Origin of the sequence: Pedobacter sp. ISL-64 (genome assembly GCF_018613605.1) — a bacterium.
In the GTDB taxonomy this organism is placed as follows: domain Bacteria; phylum Bacteroidota; class Bacteroidia; order Sphingobacteriales; family Sphingobacteriaceae; genus Pedobacter.
In genome coordinates, this window is sequence record NZ_JAGGPU010000020.1 from 59,818 (window position 1) to 82,241 (window position 22,424).

General features: G+C 39.2%; 17 protein-coding genes. 6 read left to right on the forward strand and 11 right to left on the reverse strand.

Translation table 11 applies throughout. The annotated features are described in order from the left end of the window. Nucleotides 1-5 precede the first annotated feature (5 nt). The 5 genes from J7E57_RS21555 (at nt 6) to J7E57_RS21575 (ending at nt 8,413) form a co-directional block, all read left to right on the forward strand. Nucleotides 6-596 carry an RNA polymerase sigma-70 factor gene (locus tag J7E57_RS21555; RefSeq protein ID WP_215131046.1) on the forward strand — a complete coding sequence of 197 codons (591 nt, stop codon included), beginning with the start codon at nt 6-8 and terminating at the stop codon, nt 594-596. A 497-nt stretch (nt 597-1,093) separates the two neighbouring features. Further along, a complete protein-coding gene (locus J7E57_RS21560) occupies nt 1,094-2,116 on the forward strand; it encodes a FecR family protein (protein ID WP_215131044.1) in 1,023 nt (340 codons plus the stop codon). Between the two features lie 171 nt (nt 2,117-2,287). Beyond that, nucleotides 2,288-5,539, forward strand: a complete 3,252-nt coding sequence (locus J7E57_RS21565) for a TonB-dependent receptor (RefSeq protein ID WP_215131042.1) — start codon at nt 2,288-2,290, stop codon at nt 5,537-5,539. A 380-nt stretch (nt 5,540-5,919) separates the two neighbouring features. Beyond that, the gene (locus J7E57_RS21570; RefSeq protein WP_215131040.1) at nt 5,920-7,221 is read left to right on the forward strand and encodes a hypothetical protein; all 1,302 of its coding nucleotides are present in this window, start codon (nt 5,920-5,922) and stop codon (nt 7,219-7,221) included. A 97-nt stretch (nt 7,222-7,318) separates the two neighbouring features. Then, nucleotides 7,319-8,413 carry a hypothetical protein gene (locus tag J7E57_RS21575; RefSeq protein ID WP_215131038.1) on the forward strand — a complete coding sequence of 365 codons (1,095 nt, stop codon included), beginning with the start codon at nt 7,319-7,321 and terminating at the stop codon, nt 8,411-8,413. 588 nt (nt 8,414-9,001) lie between these two features. On the opposite strand, the gene J7E57_RS21580 is transcribed toward J7E57_RS21575, so the two are convergent. The 11 genes from J7E57_RS21580 to spt form a co-directional block, all read right to left on the reverse strand. Further along, on the reverse strand, nt 9,002-9,271 hold the full coding sequence (locus J7E57_RS21580; protein ID WP_215166267.1) for a hypothetical protein: 270 nt from the start codon (nt 9,269-9,271) through the stop codon (nt 9,002-9,004). A gap of 47 nt (nt 9,272-9,318) precedes the next feature. Then, nucleotides 9,319-10,275, reverse strand: a complete 957-nt coding sequence (locus J7E57_RS21585) for a phosphatase PAP2 family protein (protein ID WP_251030001.1) — start codon at nt 10,273-10,275, stop codon at nt 9,319-9,321. Then, entirely contained in the window at nt 10,262-10,882 is a 621-nt protein-coding gene (locus J7E57_RS21590; protein WP_215131031.1) for a sterol desaturase family protein, read from the reverse strand. The genes J7E57_RS21585 and J7E57_RS21590 overlap by 14 nt, the downstream gene beginning before the upstream one ends. 325 nt (nt 10,883-11,207) lie before the next feature. Then, a complete protein-coding gene (locus J7E57_RS21595; protein ID WP_215131023.1) occupies nt 11,208-12,497 on the reverse strand; it encodes a DUF4833 domain-containing protein in 1,290 nt (429 codons plus the stop codon). Between the two features lie 10 nt (nt 12,498-12,507). After that, nucleotides 12,508-15,051, reverse strand: a complete 2,544-nt coding sequence (locus J7E57_RS21600; protein WP_215131021.1) for a DUF5686 and carboxypeptidase-like regulatory domain-containing protein — start codon at nt 15,049-15,051, stop codon at nt 12,508-12,510. Next, nucleotides 15,052-15,429, reverse strand: coding sequence for a GtrA family protein (locus J7E57_RS21605; RefSeq protein WP_215131019.1), 378 nt, complete (start codon nt 15,427-15,429; stop codon nt 15,052-15,054). Between the two features lie 2 nt (nt 15,430-15,431). Then, entirely contained in the window at nt 15,432-15,887 is a 456-nt protein-coding gene (locus J7E57_RS21610; protein ID WP_317196568.1) for a phosphatidylglycerophosphatase A, read from the reverse strand. After that, nucleotides 15,887-17,212 (reverse strand): inositol-3-phosphate synthase, encoded by a 1,326-nt coding sequence (locus tag J7E57_RS21615; protein WP_215131018.1) that lies wholly within the window; start codon nt 17,210-17,212, stop codon nt 15,887-15,889. The genes J7E57_RS21610 and J7E57_RS21615 overlap by 1 nt, the downstream gene beginning before the upstream one ends. An 18-nt stretch (nt 17,213-17,230) precedes the next feature. Further along, nucleotides 17,231-18,220, reverse strand: coding sequence for an NAD-dependent epimerase/dehydratase family protein (locus tag J7E57_RS21620; protein ID WP_215131016.1), 990 nt, complete (start codon nt 18,218-18,220; stop codon nt 17,231-17,233). After that, nucleotides 18,217-19,338, reverse strand: a complete 1,122-nt coding sequence (locus J7E57_RS21625; RefSeq protein WP_215131014.1) for a hypothetical protein — start codon at nt 19,336-19,338, stop codon at nt 18,217-18,219. Before J7E57_RS21625 ends, J7E57_RS21620 begins: the two co-directional genes overlap by 4 nt. Continuing rightward, nucleotides 19,335-20,540, reverse strand: a complete 1,206-nt coding sequence (spt, locus tag J7E57_RS21630) for a serine palmitoyltransferase (RefSeq protein ID WP_215131012.1) — start codon at nt 20,538-20,540, stop codon at nt 19,335-19,337. The genes J7E57_RS21625 and spt overlap by 4 nt, the downstream gene beginning before the upstream one ends. A 542-nt stretch (nt 20,541-21,082) precedes the next feature. Between spt and J7E57_RS21635 the strand changes: the two genes are divergently transcribed. Then, a complete protein-coding gene (locus J7E57_RS21635) occupies nt 21,083-21,979 on the forward strand; it encodes a helix-turn-helix domain-containing protein (RefSeq protein WP_215131010.1) in 897 nt (298 codons plus the stop codon). The last annotated feature ends 445 nt before the right edge of the window (nt 21,980-22,424 follow it).

Consider the following 22,424-nt stretch of genomic DNA (forward strand, 5'->3'; position numbering starts at 1 on the left):
TACTTATGGAACAGTTGGAAGATTTTAAAAATGCAAAACTCCTGAATGCAGTAAAAACTGGCAATTCAGCTGCTTTTAATGAAATTTACCATCTGTACCGCAAAAAAATATATGGTTATGCCTACCATTTTACACGGGACAAAGAAGAAGCTGAAGAACTTACTCAGGATGTTTTTGTAAGGCTTTGGGAACACAGATCGAAGATAGATCCGCAAAAGAATTTCGATGCCTTTCTTTATACGCTTATCCGCAACAATTTCCTCGCTACACTTCGTAAAAAAGCCAGAGAAAAAGCATACAGTAGCGAAAACCTTAAGCATGAGCAATCTTTTTATGCCATAGAAGACGAACTTAATGCCAAAGAAACTAAACAGATTGCACAGGAAGCAATAGAAAGTCTTTCTCCGCAGGTAAAAAAAATATACCTGATGAGTAGAAATGACCACCATACACATGAGGAAATATCGCAGTTGATGGGCATCTCCAAAAACACGGTAAACAATCACCTCAAAAAATCACTGGGTATAATGCGGAAATATTTTAGCACTTATTCTCCAGAAACGATATTATCTTTTCTATTGGTGTTGCTTTGTTAAGTGGTTGGCGTGGAGCGTTAAGATAAGCGCCCTCTCCTATTTTTCATCTTCCATCATTAAGAGGTTAAGAACATTAAGTTTTTTTTTTTAGCGCAACCCAAGCGGCGCGTCCTCTTGAGAGGTCTGGTTTTTCAGAACAACATTGGAGTAGAGATGACATGCCACGTAGAATCGTCATTTCGACCGCAGTGGAGAAATCTTTGAAGTATGTTAAAAGATTTCTCCATTTCGCTACGCTTCAGTCGAAATGACGACTGATTTTCTAAGTCTGTCATTGGTAACTTGTTTCAGCATCTTTATTGCTTTATCATTAACTTTTTAATCGTTGCTATTGATTATTGCAAATTGATCATTGGTTATTATCACACCACAGTACAACACGCTACTAAACAGCACTTTACATTTTATTTTAAAAAAAATATTTTTCCGCATAGCTGTATTTAAGGTTTCAGACATATATACCATAGCGCGCAGCATAAAAGCTTACAAACATTAAAGTGAAAGAAAACATTAAAATACTATTTGAACATTATTTAACAGGTAAAACCAATCCGGAGCAAGAAAAAATCCTGATGGAGTACCTGGCCGACCCGGCAAACGCCGATTCTGAATTTCACGATGTAATGGAAAAAACCTGGACAAAACAAACGGACGAAACCGATTACTCTTTAGCCGCAGTTCAAAGACTTGCACAGATATGGAATAAAGTTGAGGAACGCCAACCAAAAAGCCGATCACTCTTCCCACTATTAAAATATGCCGCCGCAATTGTGGTCATCATTTCTGCATCGCTTGGCTGGTATGCATATAAAAAAGCGCAACAACCTGTACAAACAGCCATTGCCTTTTTAAGTAAAACCACCCAAAAAGGTGAGAAAGTAAGATTGATTTTACCTGATAGTTCTATTGTATACCTCGGCGCCGGAAGTAAGCTTACCTGGCCATCACATTTTGTGAAGGGCGGTTTAAGAAATATACAGCTTGATGGAGAAGCTTTTTTCGAAGTAAAACGCGATACCACCAGTCCTTTTATTGTACATAGCGGGCAGATGCAGACACAGGTTTTGGGAACCTCGTTTAATATCTATGCTTACCCGAAAGATGGAACCTTTAGTGTTGCCGTGCGCACTGGTAAAGTGAAAGTTTCGGAGAGCAGTCAAGGTGAACTAAAAGAACTTTCGCTACTTACTCCTGGCATGAGAATATTTTATCATTTAAGGGAACATAATTATACAGTACACACTGAACGGGTAACAGAAGTAAATGCATGGATCAAAAATAGCTTCGCTTTTAAAGATATAACGCTACCAAATATGCTCAAATCATTGGAGAGATATTACAATGTAAACATTGAGCTAAAGAGTAATAAACTTAATCAATGCAGGTTTAATGCCACCTTTTCGAACAAAAGCATCACCAATGTAATGGAAGAGCTACATGTAATGAGTGGAAAACACCTGAAATACAAAATAGATACCGGCACTAAAACAATTACCATATGGGGGGAGGGCTGCCAATGATAGGTTAGCTTATACTTGAGCGCGCAAACATACCTGCGCATTATTACCGGATTTACACCTATGAAAAATAAATTAAACCTCTTTACACAAACATGGAGCCGGATTGCTCGAACAATCCAGCTCCTAAACAAAAGTTTTTAACCCGTGAGAATTAAAAAACATCTTGAACCTATGAAAATAGGGTTTTATGAATATATAAAAGAATATATTATCCATTTCGATTACAGGCCAGCAGCATTTATGTTGGTGCTGTGCGCCCTTTTGTCAAATCAGGCATTAGCAAGAAACTTTGAGCAAACACCAGGAGAAAGTAGTGTAAGCATCAAAATAGCCGAAATGAGCATCTCGGATGCCCTTAGTCTTTTAGAGGAAAAAGCAGGCTTGTCGATTAATTACAATAAATCGATTTTTAGCCAGAACAGCAGAATAAGCCTCGAGGTAAAAAACATGCCCCTTGAACTGATCCTCAAAAAAATACTTTCAGGAACCAGGGTAGCCTATAGGTTTGCTGATACCAATACCATATTGCTTTACAAACTTCCTGATCCGGTAAAACCTGGACGTATATCGGGTAAAATACTTGATGAAAAAGGTGAAACCCTTCCTGGTGCCTCCATAAAGGTTATCCAAACAGGCAAAGCCACGCAAACCGCCAGCGATGGAAGTTACACTTTAAGCGTTGAACCAGGTACTTATACTGTGGAAGTTAGTTATATTTCTTTTGTTACCCAACGCATTAGCGAGGTAAACGTAAAGGCAGACAAAAATACACCATTAGACATTTCGTTAAAACCTGATGCAAAAGGCTTACAGGAAGTAGTAGTAACGGCCAGTTACAAAAAAGCTTCGGTTGAGGGTTTATTGGCCCGGCAGAAAAATGCCTCCGAAATCAGCAATGGGATCAGCGCAGAACAAATTAGCAGAACACCCGATAAAAACATCGGTGAAAGTTTGAAACGCATTAGTGGTGTAAGCACTATTGACAATAAGTTTGTAATCGTTCGTGGAATTGGAGAACGTTACAATTCGGCTCAGTTGGATGGCGTGACCCTGCCAAGTACAGAAGCGCAGACACGCAACTTTTCCTTCGATCTTATTCCCTCTAACCTTGTTGATAATGTAGTGGTAAGCAAAACGGTTACGCCCGATATGAACACCAGTTTTGGTGGTGGATTGATACAAATCAATACCAAAGATATCCCAACAGAAAATTTTATGAGTTTTACTGCAGGTACATCGTACAACGACCAAAGTACTGGTAAGGATTTTTTAAGTCATAAAAGAGGTAAATATGATTATTTTGGCTTTGACGATGGCAGAAGGAATTATCCTGAAGACCTTGTTGTAACAGATAGAAGAGTTGCGCCCAATAATAGTTTAACGGAAGCGGAATATGCAAAAAAGGTAGAAACGCAGAGCCGTTTATTTACCAACGATAACTTCACAATGTACCGTTACCAAGCTGCACCATCTCAAAACTATCAATTCAGTATCGGAAGAATGATCCAGATTGATACTTTAAAACAAAAGAGACTTGGTTTTACTGGGTCTGTAAGTTACCGGAACACGCAACAGATCAACACATTTGATCAACAGAAAAGAGGAGACTGGTCTGCTTCCGAATTGTATAACAATGCTGGTTCGAGTTATGGTTTTAACACCACTTGGTCTGCGTTGTTAAACATTGGCTATCAATCAGGAAAAAACAGATATAGTTTCCGCAACAATTATACACACATGTACGACAATACGTTGGTGAGAACGCTAGGGCACAGTTTTGATGTTTCGGGCAATACACCGGCGAACCGTTTGGAAGAAACAGATGATCCAACATATACAGATCTGTTACAGAACAAACTGAGCGGACAGCACCAGGCTGGTAAATTTAAAATAGAATGGAATCTGGCCCGAACATCGATCAACCGTAACGAAAAAGATGTAATACTGGCTACTCAGGTACCAAGGCTTATTGACAAGGAATATCAGTATTTTTATGATATTGTAAACAGTAGTGAACCCCGTATCCTCCCAACCTCCCGTCACCATTACGAAAATGCTGAAGAGCATTATTCGTGGGATGTGTCTACATCTACTCCCTTTGAAGTTGCAGGAATAAGAAACACCTTGAAGACAGGATATTTCGGAAACTGGAAACAGGCCCGATTTAACTGGACTATTGCTTCCTTTTCGGCCAACTTCAATACCCTACCAGATAGCTTACGCTATTTAACAATAGCAGAAATGCAACAGCCCGAGAACATTCGTGGCGCCAATGGTTTCTTCTATAATGTTGGGAATGGCTTTCAGGATATATACAAGGGCAAAAGTCTTACACAGGCTGGTTTTTTGATGTTTGACACGAGGTTTCTAGAGAAATTCAGATTGGTTTGGGGTGCACGTGCAGAATATTATAAATACGATGAAATCAATAATGGAAACAACACCAACCTCAAAATATTCAGCATTAAACCAGATAAACACTGGCAATGGCTGCCATCCGCCAATTTAACTTACAGTCCCACAAGCAGCCTCAATATCCGTACCGCCTTTTCGAGTAGCGTAATCCGACCTGAACTATTAGACAATAGCCAATTTTGGAGATATAGCCCATATCTTGGTGCACAATTTGGTAACCAGGGCTTATACAGTACCAGGATTAATAGTTACGACCTGAAAGCAGAATGGTTTCCGGGACTTGGTGAAATTATTTCTGCAGGAGGCTTTTACAAGAAATTCAACACACCCACCGAGCTTACCTTTAGTACTGCTTCAGGCAACATCAACTACTACTTAAAAAGTGCCGATTTTGCACAAGTTTATGGGCTGGAACTTGAACTACGGAAAAATTTCAGCTTTATTTCTACGCATAAACTATTTAGTAACCTAACGGCCTACGCCAATTTAACCCTTCAGCGATCGGATGTGAAAGGAACATATCTGGTGGCCAATACAGATCCAAATGGTCCATCAACCATAGAGGCTCCAAGCAAACAGAACCGCCCCATGTACGGACAGTCGCCTTACCTGGTTAACCTGGGTTTACAATATAGTGCAAGCCATTTTAGCTTCAATGTCATGTACAACAAATCGGGCTATAAAACATATATCGTAAGTGAACTGCCCGCTGATATTGAATACGAAAAATCTAGGGCACAGATAGATGCGCAAATTAGTGGGCGTTTATTAAAAAACAGGCTTGAGATAAAGATCAATGCCGGAAATCTGTTGAACAGGGCATCGGTTTTTTATCGAAACACCGCCAGCTACGAGGTAAATCCTGATTACGTTGGTGGCGATGCCGATCGCAGCACCAGGACAAGGTTAAAAGAGGGTTATAGTGACAAATATGATGATGGCGACCTGATCAGCTTTAGCCAGAAATTCGGACGCACCTACAGTACCTCTATTACTTATAATTTTTAAAGCTACCATGAAAAACAATATAAATCAATTTACACCCTTTAATCAGAAAGGAGGAACAAAGTTTCCTGCATAGCCATAAAAAAACGAAAGGTTGTACCAGAACCCTTCGTTTAAACCGATCATTTCTAGTAGAACGGCAATCAGGATAAACCTGAAATATTTTAAAAAACCTGCTGTTAAAAGCCAAGGGCAGTCAACAGATCTGCTTAGTTATCGATAAGAAATACTAAGATATAAAAAACATCCTATTTAGTGATATATAAGCTTTTATTTCCATAAAAAAGAAAGGGATTATCTGCTCTATCCCTAAATAACCAAAAAATCAACCTAAAAAACATGGATCCTACCTATTAGATCCTATGAAAAACAAAAAAACGAAAATGAAAAATTTCAAAAATTTAATCGGTCTTTTATCAATTGTTGCTGTTTCTTTTACAGCTTGTAAAAAAAATGAAGGTGGATCAGCTTCATTCGGCAACCGCAGCACTTCAGCAGCAGATTATTCACAATCATCATTACCAGTTGTAGCCGTTAGCGGAGACATTACCAGCTCTGTTACCTGGACAGCAGGAAACGTTTACGAATTAAGTGGTGTAGTAACGGTTAGAAACGGTGCAACTTTAACCATCCAACCAGGTACTTATATTAAAGCATCAGTAAATACCACAGGTGTACAAAACGGTGTATTGGTTGTAGCAAAAGATGGTACCATTAATGCTGTTGGTACAGCTGCTGATCCGATTGTATTTACCAGTCGTTACCTTTTAGACGGTGATGCCAGTACAACAGGTAAACCAGGCGATTTAGGTGGTTTAATTGTTTTAGGTAATGCAACGATCAACGTTGGCGATAAACTGATTGAAGGTTTAGCTGATCAACCTCAGTTCCATTACGGTGGATCAAACGATGCTGATAACCGCGGTATTATACAGTATGTACGCATCGAATATGCAGGTTTCCAGTTGGCTACAAACATCGAGGTAAATGGTTTAACTTTAGGCGGTGTAGGTAGCGGTACTACTATCGATCACGTACAGGTTTCTTACGGTCTTGATGATGGATTCGAATTTTTCGGTGGTACAGTGAGCCCAAGCAATTTAATTGCTTTAGCATCTGATGACGATCAATTTGATTTTGATAACGGTTTTACCGGAACATTGACTGATGCAGTAGCCATTGCTGATAAAAACGCTACACACAGTACAAGTGGTGGTAACAGCGATTCTAACGGTATCGAATCTGACAACAATGCACCTGCTGAAGATGCAACCTTTAGCTTAACGCCTAAAACACATCCAACTTTAATTAATGTAAATATCTTCGGAACTGAAAACACCAGCGGTATCGCAGGTTTAGGTTACCGCAATGGTATCCGCGAGCGCAGAGGTTCGGAAGTTGAATTAATTGATGTAATTGTTTCTGGCTATAACACGGGTATCGCTTTCGATGCAGATGCTCCAGCCGGTGTTTCAACCATCAGTACTACATCTGTTCATGGTTTCGTTAACGCAATCACTACAGCATCTGGCACTTACGTTGATGGTGGTGGCAATAATTTGGTTGTTAATGCAACTAACGCAAGCGCTTTTGGTGTAAGCCAGCCATGGTACAACACACCTGGTTCTCCTGCTACCGTTACATTACCAAGTTGGGCAGCTACGTGGTCAAAACTTGTATTCTAATTTTTTTCTCTCTTAACTAAAGGAGGCCGTACCCCAAAGGGTACGGTCTCTTTATTACAAAAACAGACAGCTGTTTTTAAATGTAATTACCCTTTATATGAAACTAAAAATTTTTACCCTTTTCTTTCTTTCTGCTTTTGTAACCTTAAGTTTATCTTGTCGCAAAGCAGAACTTCTTCAACCAGAACCAGCTAAAATTATTCAATTAAGCGTTACCGGTTCAACCAATGTTGAACTGGAATACCTGTATAAAGACAGTATTATAGCTACTCCACCCGCTGGTGGTATCAGTTTAAAAACCCTTCTTGCTGTAAAAGATCAAAATGCCGTTTTAAAGATCAGAAAAAAGGGTACTTCTGAAATATTACTCACCAGAACAATTACAGCTGCACCATTCGATCAGAACATCAGTATTTTTTATGATGGGACTAAAATATACAACAATGCCATTTCATTAGAGATTAAGGGCTATGCGCTATCTGGCGAACTCGAGTTCTTATTAGATGGAAATGTAATTTCCTCAGAAACCGGAAAAGTGAATAAAGTGTTGTCTATCCTGATCGACAAAGGCACCACAAGGGAAATCCAGATCCGTAAGAAAGGAGAAACGGCCATTCTATTTACCAAAACGATCGAATCTACCATCCCAAAGCAGGATATCGGTTACTTATTTGATGGCACTAAAATAGTGGATAATGTAAAACTAGATCCTCCTAAGAATCCTGCAAATATGATAGTGAGTGCTAAATTTGAGACTACATTTCCAAATCAGTTCAAAAATTTAGACGTTGATCTGGTTTTTTACACCAGGCTTAAAACCGCATCGAACACCACCGTTGGAACAAAAGTAATGCCCGAACTTAGGTTTACACTACCCAAGGATGGCTCCTTCAATTCGATAGAACTACCACCTTTACCGGGATCAAATTATATTTACAGTTTCGATATTGTAGAGAAAGGGACCAATAACGATCCTTACAACCCTACCAGCCCGTTGGTACCAAATGGATTTACACTTAAACCCAACGAAGGTAGAATTACTTCAGCCTTTGCAAACGATGGATTTAACTTTCAGGCAGGAACATCTAAACTATTTTTAATTATCGATGCCAAGACAACAGTTACTTCCCCTACAAGATCTATTTATGTATCAGGTGGAAAATTAACAGATCTTTCTCAGTATTTTCAATAGGATTTATACTTATTGTATAGAAAAATGGGAAAAACCAAAGCAATTGCTGCAGGTATTCCCTTTTTCTTTTATTACAATTTGCTTACTCCTCTATTAACAATCATCATTTAACTTACAGCACGATTAAGCCAGCTACTAATTCATTTATCTGAGGTCCTGAACAATCAGTAAAAGCAATTCTGGTTTTACATGAATAGATTTTTATCGGCTGATTTGATGTGATTTTCTTCCAAGTACCCAGCGGTTACGCATGCAGCGGTAACACCTATAACGTTTCATGGGTAACCAGAATAACAGGGTTTTCATCATAAATGTCCTTGGAATTCTTTCCAGATCCGATTTATCACCCTTACCACATGGGCATGCACCTTGAAGATGGTCGTTGCCGATTGAATCGATTGCTGCTGTCATGATGCAAAAAATTGAAAACTTATACTAACCCTATAGATAACCAAAAATACAGCGCTAATGTTAATATAAAATAACCTGTTCAATACCAAAACGGGTTTATCACCTCAGTACCAAAAAATCTCGAAGTTATTTTCTGATCTTTCTATAAAACCTGGCTATTTTTTTTTAGCATCTTTTTTAAATGTTTCCAGATAATCTTCTATTTCCTTTCGATAATGTTTCAATCTTCGCTTTAACCGCATGCTTAAAACTTCCCACTGCAAGTAGCTGGTTTCTACTATCGCGAAATTTCACATTAGGAAAAAGCGCTGTAATATGGCGTTTATTCCTTTCCCTAATTTCGTTCAGTTTGGTAAAAGATTTTGAATTTGTATCGCTATTTAAATCTGTAAGCAAGTTATAATAATCATAATCATTAATGTAATTGATCGCGCTGAGGGTAACCATGTTCAAATCCATATTTACTTTTGTTTCAGCTAAATATGCCTGATTGCCTAATTACCGATGGCACTTATCATATTAGCTACAAGCTGTTTCAACCTGGTATTGCGTATTAAATAATTGAAAGAAATAATGCCCAAAAATGCACAGCTTAATCCGGCTAAAACATCAAGCGTATAATGATGACTGGTATAAACAGCCGAAAACCAGATCCCGAGCATAACGGCGGCAAAAAAAATATTGATCTTACCCAACCGGTTTTTCAAACCATAATAAACAACAATAACGGGATAAGATGAGTGCAACGATGGCATGGCCGCAAATACATTAGAACCTTTACTGTATATCCCATGAAAAAGCGTAATATTAAAATAATGGTCAAACCGGGCCAATCCAGCAGTATTACCAGCAGTTTTCGCAATAAATTCGAAGCCATGTTCCTGCACATACCATGGTGGTGCAGCCGGAAAAGCGTAGTACAACACAAAGCCTAACAGATTTACCCAAACAAATGTGAGCGAAAACCAAACAAACTGTTCTTTATTCTTAAAGAAAAGATAAGTAGCGAATGCCAGTGGAACAGGTACCCACATCAGGTAGAAAAACCCGGTTAATACATCTAAAAATGCAGTACTGTTAATTTTCCAATACTCGTTAGGTGTAAGTATTAAGCCATGGTAGTTAATGCCGAAAGTATTTTTTTCCAGGTCATATAAATCTTCAATATGTACCGTATTAAAAAGATAGTTTGGAAAAGCTTTCATGTAATCAAACAGTACCCAGTAGACAATAAAGATTGAAAAGCCTAGGATAAACTGCCTGGTTCCTTTTGAGATAAAAAACAAAGTATTAAAAATAAAAATCAGCACCAGCTGATCGGTTTTAAAGCCGACCAGTAGTACTGATAACAATAGATATCCAACAGATATAGCAACTGTTAGATAAATATTCCGAAGATTATAAAAACTGTTTTTAAGCAATACCTCTTGCTGCATGTTATTTTTTATCAAAATTAGATCTAAAAATATGATCCCAAAAAGTCCAGCTTACCCCATAACCTTTGGTCGAATCGGAATAATGGTGAAGCATATGGTGCTGTTTTAACTGTTTCCAGAAACCGCTTTTAAAATTGGCATGATGAAGCGCATAATGTACCATATCATAAAAAAGATAACCGATCATAAAGCCTGAGAAAAATGGATATACTATTGTATCTGGTAGTAACCAGTCGAAAAGAAAATAAAAGCCCAAGGCCATGGGAATACTGGCTGAAGGTGGCATCACCAATCTTTTCGCATCGTTGGGGTAATCGTGGTGTACACCGTGAAAAATAAAATGGATTTTCTTGCCCCATTCCACATTTGGCTCAAAATGAAACACATAGCGATGCAGGATGTATTCCGTGATGGTCCAGATGGCCAGGCCTAGCAAAAACCATCCTGCAAAATTTAAAACAGGCATTTCGATTTCCCAAAGTGCCTTCCAAAAAAGGAAAGCAATCACGGGAACATAAACAATCAGAGGCACATAAAACCTAACTTTTGATAAGCTTTCTAAAAAGTCGTTTTTAAACATCCTGATAGATGCTGTCGAATTTGAAACAAAATTCTTTTTCATTGGTAATATTTTTAACTGGTCTTCGGTTTATCCTTTGGCCGTCATCTCGACTGAAGCTCACCGATTTTTCATCGGAAGCGAAATGGAGAGATCTTTGAATATAGATTTCTCGGCTACGTTGCACTCCGCTCGAAATGACGGATCGGGTGAGCGTGTAGTGAAAGTCTTCGACTCCGCTCAGACTGACAAAATCATATAATCGATCGTCATTCCCGCGCAGGCGGGAACCCTAAAGCCTATTGCACTAAGATTCCCAATCAAGTTGGAATGACACCTCGAGTGGAGACTCCGCCTTGAACTAACGCCACCCGCATAACTTCCTCCGCTAAACCTTAATCCTTTCAACTAACACCTTTGAAGGTTCTGAAGCATCCACACCTTTTATCTCTACATATTTTACATTCGGAAACCAAAAGGTACCGCCCTCAATCCGAAGGAATATCCGTTCTAACTGCATTTTTTTATTGTTTATCGTGGCAAAAACATGGTATTTTTTATCTGCGCCAGATTTATTCAGGTACATCGGCAGTTTTTTATGCGAAGTAAACCGCAGTTCGAACTGACCATTACCCAGATTTTTGCTGATAATTCCATAGGCAAATTTCCGCTGGATATAACTCAGTTCTTTCTTTTCACCTTTATCTCCGTAACGCATCCAAAATACATTTACAGGTTGATCTTTATTCACCACACCATGTTTATCTACATTTAACTGGCAGATAATGGTATTGGTATTCGGATCGCGCTGTAAATAAAACAGCTGATTGCTGATAGCTGTAGGCGTTGGAAAAGTAATTGGAGAAGGATCTGATTCCTGCGCATTTGCGTTAAAAGAAAGCATTCCTGTTAAACTTCCCATTAACACCAAACCCGCAATTAATGCAGCCTTGTTATTTCCGTTTCGCTCATTAAACTCTTGCGCTTCGAGTCCTTTTTTGGCTTCCTGTAACCTTTTAACTGCCGTAATATTGGTTAATACCGCCATTAGGGTAATGGGCATGGTAAAAATCGACATCGTTTCGAAAACATGGAATGAAACACCTGGTACGTAAACTTTGTAATTGCCACCAATAAAATGACCTGCAATACCACAGGCAATGGCAAAAACACCAATGGTTACTACCCTTTCCGGCCTTTGCATTAAACCGCCTTTACACTCTACTCCCAATCCCTCGGCTCTTGCACGGGTATAACTCACCATCATCGACCCAATTAATGCAATAAACGCAAACAAGGAACTTAAAAAATAATGATGCGCCACCAGGTAATAACAGATCCCTAAAAACATAATCATTTCACTATAGCGATCGAGTACCGAATCGTACAATGCGCCAAACTTCGAACTCATGTTTCCCAATCGTGCCACCTGACCATCGAGCATATCGAACAGGCCCGCAAAAAGCACCAGTGCTCCTCCCCAACCGATGTATGACATATCGCCGCGGTTCGATTTTTCGGCACCGAGTACAAAAATAACCGCCACACCGATATTCAGGATCAAGCCAATGGTCGTCACTGCATTAGGTGTTAAACCTATTTTTATCAATCCCTTTACAAAAGGATTGATCACCTTGTATATGCCCTGTTGCAGACTGTCTCTTAGATTTTTTTTCATCGCTTTTTTCTTAAAAATCAAATTTTACCCTTGCCCTTATTCCCCATTCCGAAACCTCCGGATTATTGAGGTAGTTGAACCGTTTCACCACGTCGACCCTCAATAGTTTAAAAATGTTGCCTATACCAACACTGCCTTCCATATACGGCTCGTTACCCAATGCATAAGTTCTTTGTGCACCATTTTCGTAAACCGGAAACTGGTATAGTCCTGATTGGAAATTTGGATTGTTTTCATTCCGTAAACCACCATATAAGGCTTTGAATGACACCACTTCCCTCAACTTTAATTTTTTGATCAACGGCACTTTATTAAAAAAGAAGCCGTTAAAATTGTGGTCAATATTGATGCTCACATAGTGATCACTCACAAACTCTAGAAAGTTCATCAGGTTATAAGAGTTGAGCTGATAGGCATAAGTTTGGTTAGCCCGGTGTATGGCCAATAAAGGGAACGGCACTTTTCCTGCGATATAACCACCTTCGAAAGTTACATCGCTATAACCCAACTGCGATAAATAGAAACGTTTATCGATGCTGCCCATTAAGTTATGGTAATTGTATTCGCCACCGAAAACACCCTTTAAACCTGCGGTATAACGTAAATTAAATACCGGATAGCGATCGGCAATGGGCACACGGTATATTTTTCCCTGATAAAACTTTTCATTCGGCGCGTACCGTAATTGCAAGGAGATTTCGCTGGTACTTAACCGGTTAACAGCCTGATTTGCTCCGTTTAGGTAATTGAGTCCACCGGCAGGCGTTTGGCTCCACTTTTTAAAGCCAAGGTTGTAAGAAAAGTGGTTTTCGAATTCTTTAACATAATCTAAACGGTAAAAATCGTTATAGAGCAACATATCGTTTACCCCTCTTTTAAACGAGAGCAAGAAATTATCTTCCTGCACAAACTGGAGTTCTTGTCCCGGTATTTTAGTATCTCGTTGAAAACTGGCCCTGACGTAGTTTTGGGGGAATTCGTAGATCGATTTATTGTTTAGCGAATAAGTTCCGGAAAGGAAAAACTTCCATTTCTCATCTTTAATCCCATAAGCCAAATAATTTTCGAAATAATACCGTTTACTAAGCTCAGGCGTTGTTCGGCCGCCTACCCGCAGCCTTAAACCTTCTACATTGTTAAAGCTATAAAATGTATTTACCGGACCAATTTCGTAAGGACCGAGATTCTGATAACCTGCAAATAAAAGCGTAACGATTTTCATTGTCCGTTTAAAAGACGGAAGGTTTTGCAGGGTATCGATATTGCCATAAATCTTCAACTGGTTCTTCGAAATGGTATCCAGTCTGTTTTGCTCCCAGAATTTATTGTCTTTTTTTGCTGCATCGGCCCGCACAACGATACTTTTCCCTTGAAAAATAGTATCTGGCAGAACCGTATCAAACTGGTAATTCTTATAAGTAACGGTACGCTCGCCGGTAAAACCTATGCCTTTGGTTTTTCCAATGCCAAAATCGGCCAACAGATTGCTTTTGCTTAAACTGTACTTGCCTTTGTTGTTGGCTTCGAAATCGAGATCGATTTTTAGCGCACGGACAAAATTGAGGTTAATGTTTTTATTTACCCCAAATGAAGCACCCGTAACGGCGTAATGGTTATCATTCGTTACATAAATCTTTCCTTCGAACAGCATATCGTTTGTATTTCGGGGGGTAAAAGAAAGTTCAATAACCTGAGGTTTCTGATTTTTTAACGTATCGGTAATGAAAAACTTATAAAAAGCAGGTGCCCCATCCGAAATCGGACTTAAAAATTCGTTACTGATCACCGAAATGTTGTTTTTATAGATATCGATGTCCTGATACATCCTATCGAAATAGGTTTTCATTCCTTTATTATCGATGTACCTGCTATCGAAGTTTACCTGTTTCTCGGCAATAACAACAGTTTTATTTCTTTCGGGATCTTTACTGAGGTAACTATCGGCCAGTTTCTCCTGAATGTACACAGGCAAGAGGTTTTTTCCGCCAATTAAGGTCGAATCCTGTTCCTGAAATAAAAACTGATAATTTCTGAACATCTTTTTGTTCTTAAACTTTTCCGAAACATTGCTCAACGAAAACAACATCTTCTCATATTGCCTAAAAGACACCGTATTGTAACTCTTAATCCGGTTTTCATCTTTATGGGCAATTACCTGGCGGATCAATTCTACCGCGGGATTATCTTTGTTTCGGTATTTTATCTTTTTACCACCCACAATGATCACTTCGTCCAAAGCTTTTGAATCAGGAACCAATGCAATATCGAGTTCCTGAGTTGCAGATGGCATAACATTTTTAAAAGCCGCTCGATAACCTACATAATTAAAAGTGATTTCATTCTGAGGATCGGGAGAAACCAATGTGTACTTTCCGTTTACATCGGTTTGTATGCCTATTTTAGTATCCTTAAAAAAAACGGAAACATTGGGTAGTGTTTCTTTGGTAACCGCATCGCGCACGATACCAGATACTACTGTTCTTTGGCCAAAAGCATTTACCTGCAAAATAAAACTGAGCACCACGAGGAGAAAAAATGAATAAATCGGTTTCATTTAACTTGAAAAAATAAACTGCTTTTGCATGATATAATTGTAGCTTAACCCGGTTAAAACTGAGCTAAGTACTTTAGCGAGAACATAATTGAGATTAAAAAAATGGGTGAGCATGAACACACCCGTGGTTACGATGATCAGATTGCCTGTCCATACCAAAACGTATTTTAAAATCTGCCATTTAATTGCTGTAGATTCACTTTCAAAAACCCATTTACGGTTCACGTAAAAATTAACTGCCCCACCTGTAACCGTCCCCGTAATACTTGCAGCCAGATACCACCAGCCAAAAAGATTTGCGGCAATAATGGTCACACCGAAATCTGTTGCCGAGGCCACTAAAGATGATGCCTGGGCTTTTAGATAAGTGAACATCATGGTTAAAACAGTTCTAAAACAACAACCAGTTGCAGTATAACATTTGCATAAATCCCAGCCAGCACATCATCTGCCATTACACCCCAACCACCTGGCAATTCTTCGAGTTTTCGGATGTAAAGTGGTTTGAGGATATCGAAAAATCTAAAAAGAATAAGTCCTATTAGCGTGTATTCCCATTTTAAAGGCACAAATAACAGGGTGATGCACATTCCTGCCACTTCATCAATCACCACCCTACCGTGGTCTTTCCCCCAAATCTCTTCCACCCGATCGGCACTCATTACCCCCAAAATCACGATGAGCATAGTGAAAAGTACCGGCCATAAATAAGGGTTGGTATAAGGGCTCTGGAAAAGATGCCAACAGATGCAGGTTGCTATAGCAGCATAAGTACCTGCGCCCTTGCCGATATACCCGATTCCCAGAGCCGTTGAAAGAAATTTGTGGATAAACACTATACTGTTTCTATCAGTTCTTCTTCGTAATCCTGACCTAAATGGGTGATCAATTCTTCGCCCATAATGTAACGTAAGGTATTCTGAAGTTTCATTAACTGTTTAAAAATGTCGTTTTCTACAGGTACACCTGGAATCGTTTGTGGCGATTTCAGGTAGAATGATAACCATTCCTGAATGCCCGATAGGTTTGCACGTTTAGCCAAATCGATAAACAAAGCAAGATCTAATACAATCGGTGCGGCTAAAATCGAATCGCGGCAAAGGAAATTGATCTTGATCTGCATTTTATAACCTAACCAACCGAAAATATCGATGTTATCCCAGCTTTCTTTGTTATCACCGTGGGGCGGATAATAGTTGATCCTGATTTTGTGGTACATATCGCCATACAAATCAGGGTTAACCTCTGGTTTAAAGATATCTTCCAGTACACCAAGTTTAGATACTTCTTTTGTTTTAAAATTATCAGGATCGTCTAACACCAAACCATCGCGGTTACCTAAAATATTATCAGAAAACCAACCGTTTACACCTAACGAACGTGCCGCCAAACCAGGCGCCAAAATGGTTTTCATTAAAGTTTGACCGGTTTTAAAATCTTTACCAGCAATTGGGGTATCGGTTTCTTTAGCCAGTTCGATTAAGGCTGGAATATCAACTGTTAAGTTTGGTGCTCCGTTAGCGAAAGGAATTCCTAATTTTAATGCAGCATAAGCATAGATCATACTTGGCGCAATACGCAAATCGTTGTCTCTTAAACCTTGCTCAAATGCAGCAAGCGACTCATGTACTTCTGATGCTTCGAAATAAATCTCTGTAGAACCACACCAAACCAGTACAATACGATCGCAATTGTTTTCTGCTTTGAAGTTTTTAATATCCTCCATTACGGCTAAAGCCAGTTCGTAACGGTTATCGAGATCTTTTACATATTTACCATCAAGGTTTTTTACATAATTTCTATCGAAAGCAGCGCGCATCGGTTTAATGGCTTGTAATTCCTCACGTACGTCGCGCAAAAGGTTAGCGTCTAATACGCGGGCATTCATTGCCGCTTCGTAAACATTATCTTCATAAACATCCCAGCCACCGAAAACTAAGTCTTCAAGACCAGCCAGAGGCACAAAATCTTTAATTTTTGGTTCTCTTTTTTCTGTTCTTTTGCCCAAACGGATGGTACCCATCTGTGTTAACGAACCGATCGGTTTTGATATCCCTTTTTTAATTGCAGCAACTCCGGCAATCATGGTTGTTGCTACAGCGCCTAATCCTGGCATTAATATTCCCAGCTTGCCTTCAGCTGCTTTTACTTGTTGTTTCATTCTATTTTATTTAAAATCTTATAACCAATTGTTTTTACGGTACCAGTTTATGGTTTCATTAAGCCCTTGTTCGAGTCCGAATTGGGGCACAAAACCAAAGTCGTTCTGAATATTTTCAATGTCGCAGCCCCAATTGAGCGCGGTGAGTTCTTTTATCTTATCTACATTTAAAGCAGGAATCTTATTAAACACGCCATACAACCGTTCCATCGACCAGGCAAGGCCCTTAATCATTTGCACAGGTACATTCACGGTCAATGTTTTTTTGTTTAAGGCCTTACGCACATGGGCAGCTAGCGCAGAGCGGTTATAAACTGCTCCATCAGAAATGTTATAACTTTTGCCAACAACATCAGATGCAAGTGCTTTTATAATAATATTGGCCAAATCGGTGGCGTATACAAAGCTCAGTTCCTGTTCCTGTTTGCCGATATACAGCTCCAGTCCTGCTTTAATGGTTTTAATCAATATGAAAATGTCTTTCTCCCTCGGCCCATATACTGCGGTAGGCCTGAAGGTGATTAGAGGCAGATTCGGAATCTGAGCCAAGTATGTCTCTGCAAGTGCTTTGCTGATCCCATAATTGGTTACCGGATTTGATGCCCCCATATCTGTCAGTTTTTCATTTTTCCGATTTAAAGGCCCCAGTGCGGCCAAACTGCTGATAAATACGAATTTCTTTATGCTATGTGCCGATTTTGAAGCCGCCAAAGCCAGGTTCCGGGTATAAATGGCGTTTATCTGATTGTAATCATCGAGTTTTTTTGCCTTGGTTACCGCAGCTGCATGCACGATGTAGTCATATCTTTTTTCCTCTATATTTTCCTTCAACAGGTATATGGAAGAAAGATCAAGGTCAACATAGTTGATCGGAAAATCTTTAAGATGTGTTGCAGTGGCCGATTGACGTACATTTGCATACACTTCAAGATCATTCGCCAAAGCAGATTTTATCAGGTGATACCCTACAAATCCTGTCGCCCCTGTAATCAACACGCGCTTTTTCATATCGCTTTCTCCAAAATCCTATATTTCCGGTACAGTTTCCCACCAATATCTTCAATAGGTTTATTGATCAGATCGTTATGATCTAAAGTCCAGCTGGCCTCTGCATATTTCATATTTTTGGCCTTGAAATGTTTGATGATACGGCCATAAAGACAAGCTTCAATCCCCATTTTACGGTAACCATCTACCACGCCAAGTAACAAAATACGGATGCCATCAATTTTCTTTTTATTGGCCAAAAGTTTGATCAATCCGGTAGGGAACAATCTTCCGCGTTTAATTTTGATCAGGATCTGGTTAATATCGGGTATAGCCAACGCAAAACCCACAATCTTACCATGTTGCTCGGCCAGGATACAAAACTCAGGGTCAAGGATCAGTTTTAAATCGTTCGCGCTATAGTCAAACTCTTTATCCGTCATCGGCACAAAACCAAGGTTTTTATCCCATGCTTTGTTGTATACATCCTTCACCGCATTGCACTCCTCCTTGAATTTCTTCATATTGATTTTGCGGAGTACAATATCATTCCGGAGCAAACGCTCTTCTATCCTATCCAGCAGCTTAACTGATCTTTCGCTATAATTGCCCGCGGTGTAGCGGTAGGCCCTTAAATCGACATTTTTCTGAAAGCCGATTTGCTCTAAAAGCGACAGATAATATGGTGCATTATATGGCATCATGGCTACAGGTGGCCCGTCGAAACCTTCAATCAGTAATCCGCATACTTCGTTGGTTGAAAAATTTACCGGACCTAAAACTTTTGTCAGTCCTCTTTCCGTAAGCCATTCTTCTGCCGCACCAAGCAGTTCATTAGCCGCTGTTACATCATTAATACAATCGAAAAAGCCAAAGAAACCATCATTCCCGCCGTAAACTTTATTATGGTTGGTATTGTTGATGGCCGCAATACGCCCAATGATTTTACCATCATTGTACAGCAAAAAAAGCTGGATTTCTGAATGTTCGTAAAAGGGGTGTTTGCCTGGGGTAAGCAGATCGCGTTGGGCAATAAAAAGCTCAGGAACATAGTTTACATCGGCCGCATACAATTGGTGCGGAAAATCTACAAATGCCTTTAATGCTTTTTTACCAGAAACCTTTACCAGTTCTCTCATGATTGGCTTCCTACTAATTCTACGTTAACGGCCTTAAAAGCTGCACTTAGTTTGCTTATGGCTGATTCAATCTGATCGAAGCTATGTGTGGCCATCAAAGAAAATCTGATCAAAGAAGAATCTGAAGGCACTGCCGGCGAAACCACTGGATTTATAAATACACCATTTTGTTGAAGGATATTGGTAATCATAAAGGTTTTAATGTTATCGCGGATATAAACCGGAATGATCGGGCTGTTGCTGTGCCCAATATCAAAACCCGCTTCGAGCAAAAGTTTTTTTGCATATTCTGTATTGGCCCAAAGTTTATCAATCCGTTCAGGTTCCGATTCAATAATATCCAATGCAGCAATTACACTTGCTACAGCTGACGGCGGCATGCTTGCGCTAAACATCAACGATCGGGCGCGATGCTTGATATATTCGATGGTTTCGGTACTACCAGCAATAAAACCTCCTAGTGAGGCCAGCGATTTGCTAAAAGTGCCCATAATCAGGTCTACATCCTCAGTAAGATTGAAATGTGATGCTGTGCCCGACCCATTAAAGCCAATAACACCAAGGCTGTGTGCATCGTCCATCATGATATTGGCACCAAATTCGTTGGCAATGTTTACCATTTCAGGAAGATTAACTAAATCGCCTTCCATACTGAAAATGCCGTCAGAAACGATCAGTTTGGCAGCATCTTCAGGTAACCTGCTTAATTTTCGGCGCAGATCCTGCATATCATTATGCGCATATTTAATGGTACGTGCAAAAGCCAAACGGCTTCCATCAATGATGGAGGCATGGTCATATTCATCAAGCAACAGGTAATCGTTACGATCTAATAAACAAGATATTACACCCAGGTTTACCTGAAATCCGGTACTAAAAAGCACTGCAGACTCCTTGCCAACATATTCGGCCAGTCGGTTTTCCAATGTTAAGTGGATATCGAGCGAGCCGTTCAAAAACCTTGAACCGGCACATCCCGTACCATATTTTTCGATGGCCGCTTTTGCAGCTTCCTTTATTTTAGGATGATTGGTAAGCCCTAAATAAGAGTTTGACCCAAACATAAGTACCTTTTTTCCGTCGATCACTACCTCGGTATCCTGAGCAGATTCTATCGACCTGAAATAAGGGTACAATCCCTTTTCCTTTATCACAGCTGCATCCTTAAAAGAGGCAATTCTATCTTGTAATTTTTTACGCATACTGAACGCTTTTGTTCTTCAGTTTTTTAAAACCCTGTTCTGAAAGTTTGGCCTGCTCTTGAATACTATTTGTTGATAACAAAATCAACCCTATAGATTAAGGTTGCATTAACCATACGATTTGATAACACAATTTTAACGCGGAATTGGAGCGAAAAAAAGGTTCAAATGTGGGATATATTGGTCAAAAAGTTGGATTGATGAAATGTGACATTCAGATGAATTGACCAATTGACATTCTGACTTTTATTATAAAATAGTAAAACGACAAAAAACATACAAAAAAGCACAATAAATAACATAATTTACTGTTTTTAAGTCAATTAAAACTACATATTTATTAATCAAAAGATTGAAAATTAATCAGAAATTAGTCATTTTAAAAAATTTTACTTGCAAAATTGATCTCGAACATTACATTTGCGAATACAAAATACGACAGATAAAAGGCGAAAGACCATCCATAACCGGATGGCTAAAATTGTGGTGAAAAAGAGGATTGTATCTGTTAAGAAATTATTAAAAAAACGCTGAACGATTTTATGCAACCACAGTTACTTAATAAAACTTTTTCAGAAAAAAACCATGAGGAAGCGCTTTCTTTAAATGATGGATTGATGGCGAAAATCCATCATAGTAGCGATCCGCATTATTGTAGTTCGGAGCCTTTCCGCGTATCGAGTTATGCTTTAATTCTGATCACAAAAGGAAAGATGAACCTTCGGATAAATTTTGTAGAGCATGTATTAAATCAAAGAGATATTCTACTCATTTTTCCACATGCGGTTTATGAGATTAAGGATAATAGCGATGTTTCTTTCATCAGTATCCATTTTAACAAAAATTATTTAAAAACAAAGGGGGTATTCTTTAATAGCGGAGAAGCTTACAGAATGTTCCAGAACGATCCTACTCATAAATTTTCATTATCAAAAGAGGAATATACATTCATTTACTACGATATGCTTGCCCTGCACAAAAAGCTGAATGTATCTAAAGATACCCCGCAGATTAAAAACATAGTGCATAATAGCTTCCTGGAACTGCTGTACGATCTCTTTCTGCTAAAAAACAAACAGAAAGATCCTTTGCCTTTTGTTCACGATAGCAGGACAGAACTCACCAATCGTTTTTTATCGCTGGTATCAGAAAACTTTAAAAAGGAAAAGCGTGTAATTTATTATGCCAACTGTTTACGCATTACACCAAGGCATTTATCACAGGTGGTTAAACAGGTAACCGATAGAACGGCGGGGAAAGTTATTGATGAAATGGTGATCAGGGAAGCGAAATTACTGTTAACCAGCCATGTAATGAATATCTCTGAAGTAGCCATGGAACTGCGTTTTAGCAACTCCTCTTTTTTTGGCAAGTATTTTAAAAAACAGACGGGCATTACCCCGTCTGAATATAAATTATCGAATAATATTGCGGTATAGATCGATAACCGTCATCGCTGAAGCTCGACGTGTAGTGATTTTAGTTGTTAGCAAAATAAGGCTGTATCATTAATATAGAATTGTCGTCCTGAGGGATAATTTATTTCATAAAAATCAATGTTAGTGACGTATAATTGAATTTTTTTGCCATACACCACGATCTTGCCTCGGCTCGCCGCCGCCGAAGGGCTCTTTCTTTTTGGCATCAAAAAGAAACAAAAAATGCCGGCTGAAAATTTTTCTTTTGAAGCCAGTTGTGCGGCCAAAACAGTGTAGCCCGAAAAATTTGTTAGGCCGGATTTAAGTAGAACGGGGATACCGTGCTATGGCCTAGCTGGATGGAAATGCGAAAGTAGTTAAAATGCTGATTAATAATAATTTGTAAAATAACGTCAATGGTAGCTTGTCGAAGGACCTGCTTAAATGTCGCGGAGGGCGTTTCGAC